Genomic DNA, 14,903 nt, shown 5'->3' on the forward strand with positions numbered 1-14,903 from the left:
GTAAATTTCAGGCAAGTGTGACGCAATACGACGGTGATTGCATTATCGTCAGGTGCCCGCGTTGCGGAAGCTTCTATGCTTCCGGATCAGTATATGGATATCTTTCGCCCGAACGCAGCGACCTGACAGACTATAAGCGCGCCGTTCTTAGCCATGAAGTTCGCAAGATGCAGCGTCATGCCAGCCTGCCCACCCTGACCACCAACATAATGAACAATTGCTTTGAGCACGAGCTTCCAGCCCCAGCCGAACGGGGCAACAATTTGATCATCTGGCTGGGTGAGAACGGCAGGAAGAATCCAGGCAATTACCTACAGCCTGTTTACGATGAATTGATCGGCATTCTCGGCTGTATGACCGCCAATGATGTGGACTATGTAGCGAAAAGTTTGCTTGATCAGAAGCTGGTTGAAGGCAGCACTGATGGTGGATCGGGAACTCTGCGGCTTTTGTTCAAGGGCTGGGAACGATACGACCAACTACTGCGTGGCGATTTTGTCAGCCGCACGGCTTTCATGGCGATGCCCTTCAATAATCCACTGCTTGATCATGTTTATAAGGACATCTGGCGTCCGGCAGTCAAGCGGGCGGGCTTTGATCTCGTTCGCATTGATGATGAGCCAAAGGCAGGCGTGATTGATAACCATCTGCGCGTCGAGATTCGCAAGGCCCGCTTTGTGATCGCCGAACTGACCTGCGGGAATCATGGTGCCTATTGGGAAGCCGGTTTCTCGGAGGGCCTTGACCGCAAGGTGATCTATACCTGCGAGAGAGCCTTCTTCGACCTTCATCGCACCCACTTTGACACCAATCACTGCACGACCATCATCTGGGAAGAAGATGGCCTTGAGGAAGCGGGGCGAAAGCTAACAGATACCATCCGCGCCACCTTGCCCGGCGAAGCCAAACAAACGGATGATTGATTGACGCATGGCATTAACCAGTACCTTCTTCGCCCGTTTTATCGGCATCGACTATTCCGGCGCTGAGACCCCGACTTCCAGCCTGAAGGGCCTGCGCGTATATATGGCGCTGGGCGATGCCAAGCCGGTTGAGATTCCGCCACCACCGTCGCCCCGAAAATATTGGACGCGCAAGGGGCTTGCTGAATGGCTTGTCGAGCGGTTGGCCGAGGAGGTGCCGACACTGGCCGGCATTGACCACGCTTTCTCCTTTCCACTACGTTATTTTGAGGTTCATGGGCTGCTGCCTGACTGGCCCAGCTTTCTTGATGACTTTCAACACCACTGGCCAACCGACGATGACAACACCTACGTCGATTTTGTCCGCCATGGTCTTTGCGGCAATGGTGCTGCCCGTACCGGCAATTCGCGCTGGAAGCGCATAACAGAAGAACGCTCGGGCACGGCCAAATCCGTCTTCCATTTCGATGTCCAAGGCTCGGTCGCCAAATCCACCCATTCCGGCATTCCTTGGCTGCGCTATATCCGCAACCAGCTTGGCAATCGTGTTCACTTCTGGCCCTTTGACGGCTGGGTTGTTCCTGCCGGGCGCTCTGTCATTGCCGAGGTCTACCCACGGCTTTGGAGCAGCCAATTTCCCCGCCAGGATCGCACCACAGATCAACACGACGCCTATTCGGTTGCCGCCTGGCTATCGCAAGCCGACCGCAACGGCGCTCTCGCTGACCTCTTCAATCCAGCCCTTACCTCGCCTGAACGCGCCGTGGCAGAGGTTGAGGGCTGGATTTTAGGGGTTAAGTGAGTGGGTAAACCTCTCTACATTGAGCTTTCATCCTTGATGGTATTGGCGAGATCGGTTTCTAGAGTTCGTCGGTAATTGTCAGCAGAGATGAGATTTGTTGATCTGAGGCGGTCATCATTGGTATGCCCGGCCTCAGCTTTAGTCGATGACAGGTTTCTTCGGGCGGCCAGGTTTACTTGTGCAGTTTTTCTTCCTGCGTGGCTTTGATGCAAGGTGACCCGCTTTCAAGGCGGCTATGAATTCGTCGCGGGCAAAGACATACTTTGACGCTCCGATTGGATATCTTTTGAGCGTTCCCTGAGGGAGATGATTGAGGAAACTGGCGCTGAGCCCGAACTCTTCGGAAATTTGAGCTGTTGACATGAAGCCGGAGGATGGCTTCGGGTGCAGGCGCCTGCGAGAAGCACGAATCTTTTCTGATGACTTGTCTTTGGGCATAGCTGTGGCTCCACAACACAGAGGTTGATGAAGCCACGTACTGAGTTTCGCCCGTGGCATGCGGGGATTGTCTCCACCCCGCGGCTGAGACGGCAACTCCCGTCACTAAGGCACCTTCTTTAGGCTTGCGCTGGTGCTATGCCCCCGATTTTCATCGGTCAGATTGAGTGCGGTTGACTGGCTCTCATTGCGGCCTGTCCAGGCGGCGGATGGTTCGAGTCGTGCGCGAACAAATTAAACTTCTTCACAAAGCTATTGTCAACATTGCTGCGCTCCATCTGCGCTCCATCTGCGCTCCAATTGCGCTCCACTCAGCCTGCATTTTCATGCAAAAACGTGCAAACTGGTGCAGCGTAATGCATTGATTTATATGAAAAGTCGAGGCAGGGCGCATCGAGAGAACGCCCTCCGAAGGCAGGGGTCATGGGTTCGAATCCCGTCGGCTGCGCCAAATTTCTCTGACTTGCCAGACACTTAGATGCGCCCATAACTTAGCGCCGCTTCAATTATTTGGCTGTTGCCAAACTGTTGCCAAAAATTGGCCCGGTCTCATCCCAATTTTCCCATGGGAAGAGGAACCAAAGCAGCCCTCTTGGCTTCGTCATTCACATGCACATAGTACTTGGCCGTAACGCTTGATCCCGGCGCGTGCCCAAGCATGGCTTGGAGTACGGGTTGGGAAACACCTCGGCTTGTCGCGGCCCAGGTGGCGAAGGCCTTCCTCAAAACATGCGGCGTGATGCGTGCCGGGTTTCCTTGTCTGTCGGTGATCCCGGCGGCCTTGACCGCAGTGGCGAACGCTTTCTTAACTTCGGTGATCTTGCCGCCCAACCTTCCCGTGAAAACGGTTTCGGTCAGCTTGGGCAGTTGCCGGATTTCTTCCAACATCTCGGGCATCAGGTAAACCCTTCTGACCGAGGAATAGGTTTTCGGCGTCCAACCATCTTGAGGTTTGATCTCGACATAGCCGTGAACCTCATTCACGCAAGACCAGGTTAGATTAAAGGCTTCGCCGGATCGGCATCCGGTTTCAGCCAAGAACCGCACCAGGGAGCGAAGCCGTTCTGGCAGAGCCCGAATTATCCTGACAACCTCTTCCGGCGTCGGGATGTAAACCTCTTTCGGATGATCGGGAATCCTTTCGACGGTATCGGGGATTTGATCCACGAGGCGCGTCTTCTTGGCCCACCGAAGAATCTTGAAGAGGGTGACCAGATCGGAATTGATTGTTGAGGGGCTTCTTCCCGCTTTCAATCGCATCGCCTGATAGCTCAGGATCTTGGTTTCAGATATGTCAGGAATTTCCATTTTCCCGAAATGTCGGCGAAGCCATTTCAGCCTGCCCTTGTCAGTTTCCAAAGAAACCTGTTTCTTCTTTCTGGTTTGAATACGGGCTTCTTCCCGTTCAAGCCAAAGTGCGACGATTTCCGAAAAACTGTAGGCAGAGCGTTCGTCTTTGACCTGCTGTGCCAACTCGCCGCGCCTATAGGCTCGGTCGAGCTTGCGAGCAAACTCTTCTGCTGATACACGGTTGTCAAACAGCACCCGCCTGCGTTTGCCGCCAAATCCTTCCGGCACATTCACCAGCCATTGACCGGTTTGCTTGCCGTTTCGGACAAAGGGGCGTAGACGGAAAGGGCCTACTTTAATCGTGTTGCTCATTGCGTCCTCCGCAAAGGACGCCCTCGCACACTCTCCGTGGTCGACTCTAGCAGCCGTTGGACGGCTTGTGTATCGATGACTTCGGCTTGAAGGCCCTTCACATAGGCGTCGATATCCTGAAACCGGTAGATGTTCATCTTGCCTGGGCGTGAGCAGGGAAGTTCATCTCGGGGAATTCGCCGCACATGATCGATGGAGCATCGCAGAATGCTGGCCACTTCATCCACGGTCAGAAACAGCCGCTCGGGATCTGTTATGACCCTGTAGGATTGATCGTTCAGGAAGGGGTGGTTCGAACTCATAGGCCATCCACACATTTGAAGCTTGCTAGGGCAGGGAACTTCATGTGGTTGTCTATGGTTTCGAAGAAAATGCGAGTTTATAAAGAAAGAGTCAAGACAAAAAATACAGACATCAAAATAATCGTTCTTGATTGTCACGAATACTGTTGATCTGATTTCCAGGACAGTATTTCAGCTATCCAAGTGGTTTAACGAGGTGCACCGATAATTTCCTGTTATCAGCTTATGCGTCATGAAATTTCTGGCGGAAATGTCAATTTCTCAAAACGCGCTCAGGAAATTTGCGGCATAAATTTCGAAATGGTTGCCGCCGAGCGGGAACGCCTCGGGAGTGTTTCAATCTGGTACCGCAGATTTTGCTCACTTCTCCGCTTTGCTGGAGCGACGAAATCTCCAGTCTTTGTCAAGAATCCGGACTCGTTGTTTCAAAAGGACGATGGTACCGCTGATTTGCGATTCAGACGGTTTTCTCTGGTGCCAAGATATGCCGATTGCCTGGAACCAACAATTGCCAGAGGCGCGGGGAAATGCTGGGACCGGATTTCTGCGGCATGTCGTTTGATTTTATGTGCCGCGACTTTTGCAAAATGCGTGGTACCACGAAAAGTGAAAAGAGAGACAAGGCGCACCAAAGGAAGGAGGCGTTCACACGCCCCTTCCAGCCTCATTTTTTGGCCCCACGGCGTGCTCATGCAGGGGGATATTCATGGCTCAATGAAAAGCGACGTCAGTTTCGAATTAATGTGCCCGCCAATTTGCCTCGTCTGGTGGTACCGCAAAATCAAACCACATGAAAATTCGTGGTACAGAAAAAGTCTTAGGAGAAAGCGGAAAGCGGAACATGAAAATGCACCTGCTTGGCGAGATTGCGGTGCCATGAAAATGGGGATGCGCGGCAATTTGCCCGGCACATCTTTTCCTCATTCGGATAGACGCTCTGCTTGCGTGGCCTACGATCCACGTAAATCTCTAATTGATCTGCGGAGTAGAAGAAATTAAATGCAGAAAGTGCAATTAATTTCGTATTAGAAAAGGCTGATACAGGAGATTATTTCTGAAAACGCCATTTTATTTCTTATTAGAGAAATCTGATTCAGGAGATTTTTTTCGAAAAGAGCATTTAATCTCCTTTTAGCGGAATCTAATAAACGAAATTTTCTTTAGGGGCTCCGCTTCAACCGCATCGTAGGGTGTTGTCGTTGGCGAGATAGAAATTGTTTTTGCGTGCTTCCGTAAGTTTCGCCAAGAAATCTGTCGGATGATGTGGCAGATGGAAAATGTGCAGTCGATCCAATAGATCGACATGAACGCGATGCGCAAAAGGAAAGCGGCATGAACGCCCAGGACACCCTGACCATCCGTATTCCGATGACCATTCGCCGCTTCGGCGGGCGAAAACAGATCATCGTGCCCGAGGGCGAGGGCGTTCCCGAGCGCCGTAGCGCCAAGCCCGACGAGGCACTGCTGAAGGCCCTCGCCCGCGCGTTCAAATGGAAGCGCATGATCGAGGACGGGCAGGTCCGCTCGCTGAACGAACTGGCCGAGGCCGAGAAGCTGAACGGCTCCTATGTCAGCCGTATCTTTCGCCTCACCCTGCTGGCCCCCGATATCGTCGAGGCCATCCTGGAAGGGCGCCAGCCCCGCACCCTGCAACTGGCCGACCTGCTGGAAGACGTGCCGGTGGATTGGGGGGCGCAGAGAAGCGAATACGGCATCACCCCCCGTAGGACGTGACATATACGGACACGGCATGTTTTGATCCGGCTTTACAACCAAAATTAAGCACTTGAGGGCCTCCCCGGAATCGCTATTCTTGCTTTTGCGAATTAGCAGGGGAAAAAGACGCTGGCCGGGATATTCGGCGTGAAAGCCTGAGGAGGCCCTTGACACCCGTCGCTATGCCATTGAGGTCGAACCAAAGACTTGCACGGAAGTGGGCAACTATCGTCGATTGGGGCAGCTTTAAAAGGGGGATCCATTACCAAGATGAGGAAACGTGCCGACGATGACCGCTGATCACATGAAGGACATCGAGAAGTTCGAGGCCGATCTTTGGAAGATCGCAGACGATCTGCGGGCCAATTCCGGGCTGGCGTCTAACGAATATTTCATGCCGATCATGGGGTTGATCTTCCTGCGGCATGCCACGAATCGGTTCTACGAGGCACAGGCCGCGATCAAGGAGGATCAGGCCGCCGGACGCATGCCCGACCGGCCGCTGGTGGAAGCCGACTTCCGCCGTCGCCGCGCCTTGATGCTGCCCGAGGCGGCCCGCTACGACGCCTTGTTGGAGAAAAAGAAGGACGGCAATCTCGGCGCGGCATTAACCGCAGCCATGGAGGCCGTCGAAACGGCCTTCCCACCGCTGGCCGGGCAGTTGCCCAAGGACTATGAGCGCTTCGAGGGCGACCTGCTCGAACGCATGCTGCGCATGTTTGATTCCGAGGGGCTGCGCACCGCTTCTGGCGACGTGTTCGGTCGCATCTACGAATACTTCCTGGCCGAGTTCTCGAAGCAGGGTGCGCATGACAACGGCGAATTCTTCACCCCGCCCTCGATCGTGCAGACCATCGTCAACGTCATCGAGCCCGAACACGGCATCGTCCTTGATCCGGCCTGCGGTTCCGGCGGCATGTTCGTGCAGTCCAGCCATTTCATCGAGGATGCGGGCCAGGACACCATGAAGCGGGTGACCTTCTATGGCCACGAGAAGAACGAGACCACCGCGAAAATTGCGCAGATCAACTTGGCCGTTCACGGCCTGCAAGGCACCATCCGGGCCGGCAACGAAGCCATCACCTATTACAAGGACCCGCACGAACTGGTCGGCAAGTGTGACTTCGTGATGGCCAATCCGCCGTTCAACGTCGATGAGGTGGACGCCGAGAAGGTCAAGGGCGACCCACGCCTGCCCTTCGGCCTGCCCGGCGTCAACAAGGCCAAGAAGGTCTCGAACGCCAATTACCTTTGGATGTCTTACTTCTACAGTTATCTGAACGACCAGGGCCGCGCCGGTGTGGTGATGTCGTCGCAAGCCTCCAGCGCCGGGCGGGACGAAGCCACCGTGCGCCAGAAGCTGGTCGAGACTGGCGCCGTCGATGTGATGATCGATATCCGGGGCAACTTCTTCTACACCCGCACCGTCCCCTGCCAGCTTTGGTTCTTCGACCGGGCCAAGGAGCGGGACGAGGCGCGGCGCGACCATGTGCTGATGCTTGATGCACGCAGCATCTTTCGCAAGGTTTCGCGCTCGGTCTGCGATTTCAGCCCGGAGCAGCAGAAGAACATCGCCGCCATCGTCTGGCTCCATCGCGGCCAGCAGGATCGTTTCCTGAAGCTGGTGGAAACCTATCTGGCCCGGGCGCTCACCGAGGGTGAGGCGACAAAACCCGCACTCACCGCCTACGAGGAGGCTCTGGGCACCCTGGCCGACCTGATGGAGCCCTTCGCGAAGGTAAAGCGGAAGGTTGACCCGCTTGCCGAGCCGTGGGCTGAATTGACCAGCGCCCAGGCAACCCTGACGGCCGACATCGACGCCTTTGTCGCAGAAGCGGCGGCACGGGGCAAGGGCTGGCCGGATGCCGGACGCGACAATGCCGGCCTGCACGCGGCGCGGACGGCGCTGCACCCGCTGGCCGAGCGTTGCCGGGATCTGACCAAGCAAATCGATTTGGCGGCGAAGCTGGCGGGGCGGGTGATCGACATCGCCGTCAAGGAGCTTGCCGCGCGGGATTCGGATTCCTGGGCCAATGCCGAGGTGAACCGGACGCGCAAGGCGCTGGACGAGGCGCGGGCAGCGGCGGTCGAGGCGCTGCGCCAGACCCGCTATTTTATCAAGCAGGCAGAATGGTTGCAGGACCGTTTCCCCGACGCGGTGCTGCGCGATGTCGAGGGGCTGGTGAAGCAGGTCGATCGGGCGACTATCGCAGCCCATGATTACAGTCTGACCCCCGGACGCTATGTCGGCGTGGCCCCGGAAGAGGTGGACGAGGCGTTCGACTTCGAGGAAGCGCTGCGGGCCATCCACATCGACTTGAAGGGGCTGAACGAGGAGGCGGTGGACCTGGCGGCGCGGATTGCCCGGAACTTCGAGGAGTTGGGGGCGTGAATTGGCCGAAGATCACAATCGATGAGATAACAGAAGTTGTGACCAAAGGCACGACCCCGACGACATATGGCATGCCCTTCACTGAAAGTGGTGTCAATTTTATTAAGGCTGAAGCCTTGAATGGCGACAGTTCTTTGGACATATCCGGATTTACCTATGTCGATGAAACCACCCACGAAGCACTAAAGCGCTCGATCCTTCATGACAAAGATGTGCTCTTAACAATTGCGGGCGCACAGGTCGGGCGGTGCGGTCTTGTTCGCAATGAGCACCTTCCAGCCAACACAAACCAAGCTGTCGGGATTATGCGCGTCAACAAGGCCAAAGCCGACGCACGCTTTGTATATTACCACTTTAAAAACCCAAGAACATTTCAGAAGTGTCAAGGCCTCGGTGGGCAGGCAGCGCAACCAAACATCAATCTGACAGTGCTTAAGGGTTTTTTGATCCAACTACCCGACCTGCGAGTGCAACGCCAGATAGCCGACATCCTCTCTGCCTACGACGACCTGATCGAGAAAACAACCGACGGCGGATTGCGTTGTTGGAGGAGGCGGCGCGGCTGCTCTACCGTGAATGGTTCGTCCACTTCCGCTTCCCCGGCCACGAACACGTCAAGATCATCGACGGCATCCCCGAGGGGTGGGAGCGCCGGATGCTGATCGACTTAGTCGATGTCGTCAAAGACACGGTTAAACCCGCAGATTTCGCCGAAGACGATATCCACATCGGCTTGGAGCACATTCCTCGCCGATCCTTCACCTTGGCGGAATGGGAGACCACAGAGGAATTGGCGAGCGGCAAAACTCGATTTGCGGAGGGCGACATCCTCTTTTGCAAGATTAGGCCTTATTTTCATAAGGTGGGCTTCACGCTGCGATCAGGGCTGGCCTCGTCCGACGCGATCGTCTGGCGCGTGAAGGAGAGCGAAGATTGGCCGCTGGTCGTCTGCACCACTTCCAGCGACCATTTCGTGGCTGTCGCCTCGAAGACCGTGCGCGAAGGCTCCAAGATGCCGCGCGCTGACGAAAAGGTATTGCTGGGGTATTCGATCCCAAAGCCGCCAGAGGGGCTGCTTTCCGTATTCAACAACACCATCCTATCCGTTACTCAACAATGTAAAACCCTCGCGCTTCAAAACCGAGCCCTTGCCCAAGCCCGCGACCTTCTCCTGCCGCGCCTAATGAACGGGGAGATCGCGATATGATTCCCGATCCGGAGCACTGACGACATGGCGGTGACCGGCATCAACAGCGAGGACCGGCTGGTGCAGGCGACCTTCGCAGAGCATCTGGAAAAGGTGTTGGGCTGGGACTCCGTCTACGCCTGGAACGACGAGACCTTCGGGCCGGGTGGCACGCTGGGACGGACCAGCACCAGCGAGGCGGTGCTGACCCGCGATCTGCGCGCCGCTCTGGTGCGGCTCAATCCCGATCTGCCGGCCTCCGCCATTGATGAGGCCCTGCGGGCGCTGACCGTCCAGGATTTCAGCCGCTCGATGGTCCAGCACAACCAGGATTTCTTCCGGCTGATCCGGGGGGGCGTTCCTGTCCATTACCGCGATGCCTCGGGTCGCCTGCGTGAGGCCCGCGCCCGCGTGATCGATTTTGACAATAGGCCCTTGCCCAATGGCACGCCCTCGAATCGCTTCCTCGCCGTGCGCGAACTGAAGCTGACCGGCCTGCGCACGCCGAATTACAACCGCCGCGCCGATCTGGTCTGTTTCGTCAACGGCCTGCCGCTGGTCTTCATCGAGTTGAAGGCCGTCTATAAGAACATCCGTGCCGGCTTCGACGGCAACTTGAAGGATTACATGGACGAGAACGTCATCGCCCATGCCTTCCATCACAACGCCTTCCTGATCGTCTCTAACGGTGATCGTGCCCGCTATGGCTCGATCACCAGCGCCTGGGAGCATTTCTACGAATGGAAGCGCCTGGACGAGACCGACAAGGGGCGGGTGGATGCCGAAGTTCTGCTGAACGGCATGCTGGCCCATGACCGGCTGCTGGATGTCGTCGAGAATTTCATCCTGTTTGACGAAAGCAAGGCTGGCGCGACCCGCAAGGTGGTGGCGCGCAACCATCAGGTTCTCGGCGTCAATCGTGCGGTGGTCTCAGTTGCCTATCAGGAGGAGCTGAAGCGCGAATTCCCACCGGAAACGCGGCTCCGACATCGCGTGATCGAGCTGCCGCTGGAAAGCCGCGCCATCGCCGACCAGAAGCGGCTTGCGACTTCGGACCAGGAGGGTATGCCCGCGCTGCCGTCCTTCATCCCCGAAGGTCCGGTGGAGATCATCGAACGGGCGCACCCAGATCTCGGTCGGTTGGGGGTGTTCTGGCACACCCAGGGCAGCGGCAAGTCCTATTCCATGGCCTTTTTCGCTGAGAAGGTGCGCCGCAAGGTGCCGGGCAATTTCACCTTCCTGCTGATGACTGATCGTCTTGATCTTGACAGCCAAATTTACGGGACTTTCGTCGGTTGCGGGATCGTCAATGACAAGGCCGCCCGCGCCGAGACCGGCCGCGATCTTGAAAAGTCGCTGAAGGAAAATCACCCCTATGTTTTCAGCTTGATCCATCGCTTCAATCAGGATGTGAAGCCGGATCAGCCTTACAGCCTGCGCGACGACATCATCGTGATTTCCGACGAGGCGCACCGAACCCAGGCCGGCCGGTTGGCCCGCAATATGCGCTTGGCTTTGCCCAACGCCGCCTTCATCGGTTTCACCGGAACGCCCCTGTTCAAACAGGACGAGATCACCAAGCGCATCTTCGGCGATTACGTCTCGTGCTACGACTTCAAGCGCTCGGAAGAAGACGGCGCCACCGTCAAGCTGGTCTACGAAAACCGGGGCGAGAAGCTGGGCGTGGCCCGCCTCGATTTGAACGACCGCATCGCGGAAAAAGTTGAACAGGCGGACCTTGACCCCGACCAAACGGCGCTACTGGAAAAGCTGCTGGGCAAGGATTACGAGGTCGTCACCGCCGACGAACGGCTCGACAAGATCGCGGCGGATTTCGTCGAACATTGCGCCACCCGCTGGGAATCCGGCAAGGCGCTGTTTGTCTGCATCGACAAGATCACCTGCGCCCGCATGGTTCAACGGATCGTGCCGCGCTGGCAGGCCAAGGCGAAACAGGTTCGGGCCGCGGCCGCCGCCAAGAAATCCGAAGCGGCGGCGACCGCCGACCAAGGCATGCGCGCGGCCCTGACCGAAGCGGCGGATAGGCTCAATGCGCAGGCGGACTGGCTGGACGAGACGATCGTCGAGATCATCATCAGCGAGGCGCAGAACGAGGTCGCCGATTTCCAGAAATGGGGCTTCGACATCATCCCGCACCGCGCCCTGATGAAACAGGGCTTCGGCACCGCCGACGGCCAGCGGGTCGATGTCGAAACCGCCTTCAAGAACCCCAAGCACCCGTTCCGCGTGGCCATCGTCTGCGCCATGTGGCTGACCGGCTTCGACGTGGAATGCCTGTCCACGCTCTACATCGACAAGCCGATGAAGGCGCACACCCTGATGCAGGCTATCGCGCGGGCCAACCGGGTCTATCCCGGCAAGGATTTCGGTCTGATCGTCGATTACAACGGCATGCTGAAGAGCCTGCGGGAGGCGCTGGCGCAATATGCGCTGGGTGACGATGGAACGGGGGAAGAGGAGGTCGTGGCGCCGATCGAGGAACGGGTGCAGGCCCTCTTGGAAGCTATCGAGGCGACCGAATCCCATCTGCGCAGCCTGGGCTTTGATCCCACAACGCTGATCGGCACAAAGGGATTTGCCTGCATCAAGGGGCTCGCTGACGCGGTCGAGGCCGTTTACACCACCGACGAAGCCAAGCGGCGATTTGAGATCCTGGCGCGACAGGTGTTTATCCGCTTCAAGGCCCTGCTGATGGAGCCGTCGGCCTTCGCCTATGCCGAGCGTCACGACAATATTGAAGCCATTTACAAGAAGCTGAGCGAGCGCCGCGACACGGCGGACGTGACCGAGTTGCTGAAAGAATTACACCGAATCGTCAACGAGGCGATTCGAACCGACGAGGTCGGCGACGATCAGGCCGAGGGCCTGATCTTCGATCTCAGCCAGATTAACCTGGAGCGGTTGCGCGACGAGTTTGCCAAGAAGGTCAGGCGCAAGGCGACAGCGCTTCAGGACATTCGGGACATCGTCGAGGCAAAGCTGGCGGCGATGCTAGCGCGCAATCCTATGCGCATGGACTACCAAGTGAAATACGAGGAGATCGTCGCCGACTACAATTCGGAGAAAGACAGAACGACCATCGAGGAGACCTTTCGGCGACTTATGGAACTCGTCAACAGCCTGGACGAGGAGCAGATGCGAGCTACCAGGGAGGGCTTGGGCGAGGACGAACTGGCCTTGTTCGATCTGCTTCAGAAGGATGGTCTTGATAAGACTGCCCGCGAACGGGTGAAGCAGGCCAGCCGCGACTTGCTCGCTTCGGTTAAGGTGCGGCTGGCGGAACTCGATCGGTTCTGGGAGAAGGAGCAGACCAAGGCGGATGTTGAGGTCTTCATCCTGGACAAAGTGTTCGCCAGCCTTCCGACTCCGCCCTTCACGCCCGAGGAAAAGAAACTCGTCGCCGGAAACGTCTATGCCCATGTCTGGCAGCAGGCGATGAACGGTAGTTTCGCCAGGGCGGCATGACCATGGGCATCAATCTCGTCATTGCTGTAACCGACGGAGACTGGTTTGAGACGCTGCGCCAGCAAGCGAATCTGAGCGAGGTAAATTTCTGGGCGCCATCGGCGGCAAATTTCCGCGCCCTTCAGCCTGGTGATATGTTCCTGTTTAAACTTCACGCGCCGCGCAATTTCATTGTCGGGGGCGGCATCTTCGCTTACGCCAACGCGCTGCCCTGTTCCCTCGCCTGGGAGGCGTTTCGCGAAGCGAATGGGGCGCGATCGGCGCAGGAAATGCGTACTCGTATCGCCCGTTATCGCAAGGCGGATCCGAGCGACAGAAGCGATTTCGAGATCGGCTGCCGTATCCTGACCCAGCCATTTTTCTTCGAGGAACGCGACTGGATTGCCGTGCCGCCAAGCTGGGCGCCGAATATTGTCTCGTTCAAGACATACAATACGAACAACGCCGAAGGATTGGAGTTATGGGAAACGATTAACGACCGTTTGACCCGTCCGCCGGTTCCAGGCTTGGCCGAGGCACCAGCCCGTTTCGGCGAACCCCACCTTATCCGACCTCGGCTTGGACAAGGCGCGTTCCGGGTGTTGGTGACGGATATTTATCACCGGCGCTGCGCGGTGACCCAAGAGCGCACTCTCCCGGCGCTTGAAGCCGCGCACATCCGCCCTTATGGCGATGGCGGAGATCATGAGGCGCGGAATGGTCTTCTGCTGCGGCGCGACATTCACAGCCTGTTCGACGCTGGCTATGTAACCGTTACGCCCAATCATCACTTCGAGGTCAGTCGGCGCATTCGGGAAGAATTCGATAACGGCAAACACTATTACGCCCTTCACGGCAATTTGATTGACATGCCTCAGGACGCAAGTCAGCGCCCTGATCCCCTTTCCTTGGCGTGGCATAACGAGAATTGTTACAGGGGGTAAGATGCCTGCCTTTTTCCGCTTTATCGGCATCGACTATTCCGGCGCAGAGACGCCCTCCGCCAGCCTGAAGGGCTTGCGCGTCTATCAAGCCGAGGGAGATGCGGTTCCGACCGAGGTGCCGCCGCCGCCATCCCCCAGGAAATACTGGACGCGGCGCGGTATCGCCGAATGGCTGGTGGAGACGCTGGCCAGAGACGTGCCCACGTTGGTCGGCATCGATCACGGCTTCTCGTTCCCGCTACGCTATTTCGAGGTTCATCAGCTTCCCCCCGACTGGCCGACCTTTCTCGAAGATTTCCAGCGACATTGGCCAACCGACGAGGACATCTACGTCGATTTCGTTCGCCATGGCGCGGTCGGAGACGGGGCATCCCGCCAGGGCAACGCTCGCTGGAGGCGCTTGACCGAGGAACGGGCCGGCGGAGCCAAATCGGTTTTTCATTTCGACGTGCAGGGATCGGTTGCCAAGTCCACCCATGCCGGGATTCCCTGGCTGCGCTTCATCCGACGACACTTTGGTGCCCGCGTCCATTTCTGGCCGTTTGACGGCTGGGAAATCCCGGCCGGGCGTTCCGCCATTGCTGAGGTCTATCCCGCGCTGTGGAACCGCAGCTTTGCCTGCGAGGACCGCACACCCGACCAGCACGACGCCTTCACCATCGCCGCCAGGCTGTCGCACGCCGACCGCAACGGCACCCTTGCTGAGCTTTTTAATCCAGCCCTTAACCCGCCCGAACGCGCTGTTGCCCAGGTAGAGGGCTGGATTTTGGGTGTAACCTGATCGGATATTGACCGTTGAATTCGCGCCCAGACTCTTTTCGCGCCCGCCTAAATTGGCGAAAAGGTCAACAGCTTTGCGCCACGTAACATATTGAATTTACACGAAATACAAATCATGTACCTTTCCGACAAGGTCAACAGCCTTTGGAGAAAACGGGCCACAGAGAAGGGATTTTGGGAGAAAACGGGGCCGAACTGACCCGCCAAGGTCAACGGCCACAACCCAGAAACTGTGCCAATGCTGAGCTTTTCAGGCCCCCACGGGCAGGCCAGAGAATGTCTGGAAAAAGATA

13 protein-coding genes are annotated in these 14,903 nt (G+C 57.2%); 10 read left to right on the top strand and 3 right to left on the bottom strand.

All coding sequences use genetic code 11. The annotated features are described in order from the left end of the window. Positions 1-17: 17 nt before the first annotated feature. Both HQL44_09385 and HQL44_09390 read left to right on the top strand, forming a co-directional pair. Positions 18-923 (top strand): hypothetical protein, encoded by a 906-nt coding sequence (locus HQL44_09385; protein ID MBF0268794.1) that lies wholly within the window; start codon positions 18-20, stop codon positions 921-923. Positions 924-930: 7 nt separating this feature from the next. Further along, positions 931-1,725 (top strand): hypothetical protein, encoded by a 795-nt coding sequence (locus HQL44_09390; GenBank protein ID MBF0268795.1) that lies wholly within the window; start codon positions 931-933, stop codon positions 1,723-1,725. A gap of 138 nt (positions 1,726-1,863) precedes the next feature. Here HQL44_09390 and HQL44_09395 read toward each other — a convergent pair whose 3' ends face one another. The 3 genes from HQL44_09395 to HQL44_09405 form a co-directional block, all read right to left on the bottom strand. Then, on the bottom strand, positions 1,864-2,163 hold the full coding sequence (locus HQL44_09395) for a hypothetical protein (GenBank protein ID MBF0268796.1): 300 nt from the start codon (positions 2,161-2,163) through the stop codon (positions 1,864-1,866). Between the two features lie 549 nt (positions 2,164-2,712). Further along, positions 2,713-3,825 (bottom strand): site-specific integrase, encoded by a 1,113-nt coding sequence (locus tag HQL44_09400; GenBank protein MBF0268797.1) that lies wholly within the window; start codon positions 3,823-3,825, stop codon positions 2,713-2,715. Then, positions 3,822-4,127, bottom strand: a complete 306-nt coding sequence (locus HQL44_09405) for a helix-turn-helix domain-containing protein (GenBank protein ID MBF0268798.1) — start codon at positions 4,125-4,127, stop codon at positions 3,822-3,824. The genes HQL44_09400 and HQL44_09405 overlap by 4 nt, the downstream gene beginning before the upstream one ends. A gap of 225 nt (positions 4,128-4,352) precedes the next feature. On the opposite strand from HQL44_09405, the gene HQL44_09410 reads away from it, so the two are divergent. From HQL44_09410 to HQL44_09445, 8 genes are all read left to right on the top strand, one after another. Continuing rightward, complete coding sequence (locus tag HQL44_09410) at positions 4,353-5,126, top strand: hypothetical protein (GenBank protein ID MBF0268799.1); 774 nt, start codon at positions 4,353-4,355, stop codon at positions 5,124-5,126. A 333-nt stretch (positions 5,127-5,459) separates the two neighbouring features. Then, complete coding sequence (locus tag HQL44_09415) at positions 5,460-5,861, top strand: hypothetical protein (GenBank protein MBF0268800.1); 402 nt, start codon at positions 5,460-5,462, stop codon at positions 5,859-5,861. A gap of 271 nt (positions 5,862-6,132) precedes the next feature. Continuing rightward, the gene (locus HQL44_09420) at positions 6,133-8,235 is read left to right on the top strand and encodes an SAM-dependent DNA methyltransferase (protein MBF0268801.1); all 2,103 of its coding nucleotides are present in this window, start codon (positions 6,133-6,135) and stop codon (positions 8,233-8,235) included. Beyond that, positions 8,232-8,897, top strand: a complete 666-nt coding sequence (locus HQL44_09425) for a restriction endonuclease subunit S (protein ID MBF0268802.1) — start codon at positions 8,232-8,234, stop codon at positions 8,895-8,897. The genes HQL44_09420 and HQL44_09425 overlap by 4 nt, the downstream gene beginning before the upstream one ends. Further along, on the top strand, positions 8,891-9,442 hold the full coding sequence (locus HQL44_09430; protein MBF0268803.1) for a hypothetical protein: 552 nt from the start codon (positions 8,891-8,893) through the stop codon (positions 9,440-9,442). Before HQL44_09425 ends, HQL44_09430 begins: the two co-directional genes overlap by 7 nt. A gap of 24 nt (positions 9,443-9,466) precedes the next feature. Then, positions 9,467-12,907 carry a type I restriction endonuclease subunit R gene (locus HQL44_09435; protein MBF0268804.1) on the top strand — a complete coding sequence of 1,147 codons (3,441 nt, stop codon included), beginning with the start codon at positions 9,467-9,469 and terminating at the stop codon, positions 12,905-12,907. A gap of 2 nt (positions 12,908-12,909) precedes the next feature. Then, a complete protein-coding gene (locus tag HQL44_09440; protein MBF0268805.1) occupies positions 12,910-13,830 on the top strand; it encodes an HNH endonuclease in 921 nt (306 codons plus the stop codon). A gap of 1 nt (position 13,831) precedes the next feature. Next, positions 13,832-14,611, top strand: a complete 780-nt coding sequence (locus tag HQL44_09445; GenBank protein ID MBF0268806.1) for a hypothetical protein — start codon at positions 13,832-13,834, stop codon at positions 14,609-14,611. The last annotated feature ends 292 nt before the right edge of the window (positions 14,612-14,903 follow it).

The organism is Alphaproteobacteria bacterium, from assembly GCA_015231795.1.
Taxonomy (GTDB): domain Bacteria; phylum Pseudomonadota; class Alphaproteobacteria; order Rhodospirillales; family WMHbin7; genus WMHbin7.

Coding starts and splice junctions, on each gene's coding strand:
- HQL44_09435 (MBF0268804.1), top strand. CDS start 9,467: ATGGCGGTGACCGGCATCAACAGCGAGGACCGGCTGGTGCAGGCGACC.
- HQL44_09445 (MBF0268806.1), top strand. CDS start 13,832: ATGCCTGCCTTTTTCCGCTTTATCGGCATCGACTATTCCGGCGCAGAG.
- HQL44_09405 (MBF0268798.1), bottom strand. CDS start 4,127: ATGAGTTCGAACCACCCCTTCCTGAACGATCAATCCTACAGGGTCATA.
- HQL44_09430 (MBF0268803.1), top strand. CDS start 8,891: ATGCTGATCGACTTAGTCGATGTCGTCAAAGACACGGTTAAACCCGCA.
- HQL44_09410 (MBF0268799.1), top strand. CDS start 4,353: ATGCGTCATGAAATTTCTGGCGGAAATGTCAATTTCTCAAAACGCGCT.
- HQL44_09420 (MBF0268801.1), top strand. CDS start 6,133: ATGACCGCTGATCACATGAAGGACATCGAGAAGTTCGAGGCCGATCTT.
- HQL44_09390 (MBF0268795.1), top strand. CDS start 931: ATGGCATTAACCAGTACCTTCTTCGCCCGTTTTATCGGCATCGACTAT.
- HQL44_09415 (MBF0268800.1), top strand. CDS start 5,460: ATGAACGCCCAGGACACCCTGACCATCCGTATTCCGATGACCATTCGC.
- HQL44_09440 (MBF0268805.1), top strand. CDS start 12,910: ATGGGCATCAATCTCGTCATTGCTGTAACCGACGGAGACTGGTTTGAG.
- HQL44_09400 (MBF0268797.1), bottom strand. CDS start 3,825: ATGAGCAACACGATTAAAGTAGGCCCTTTCCGTCTACGCCCCTTTGTC.
- HQL44_09395 (MBF0268796.1), bottom strand. CDS start 2,163: ATGCCCAAAGACAAGTCATCAGAAAAGATTCGTGCTTCTCGCAGGCGC.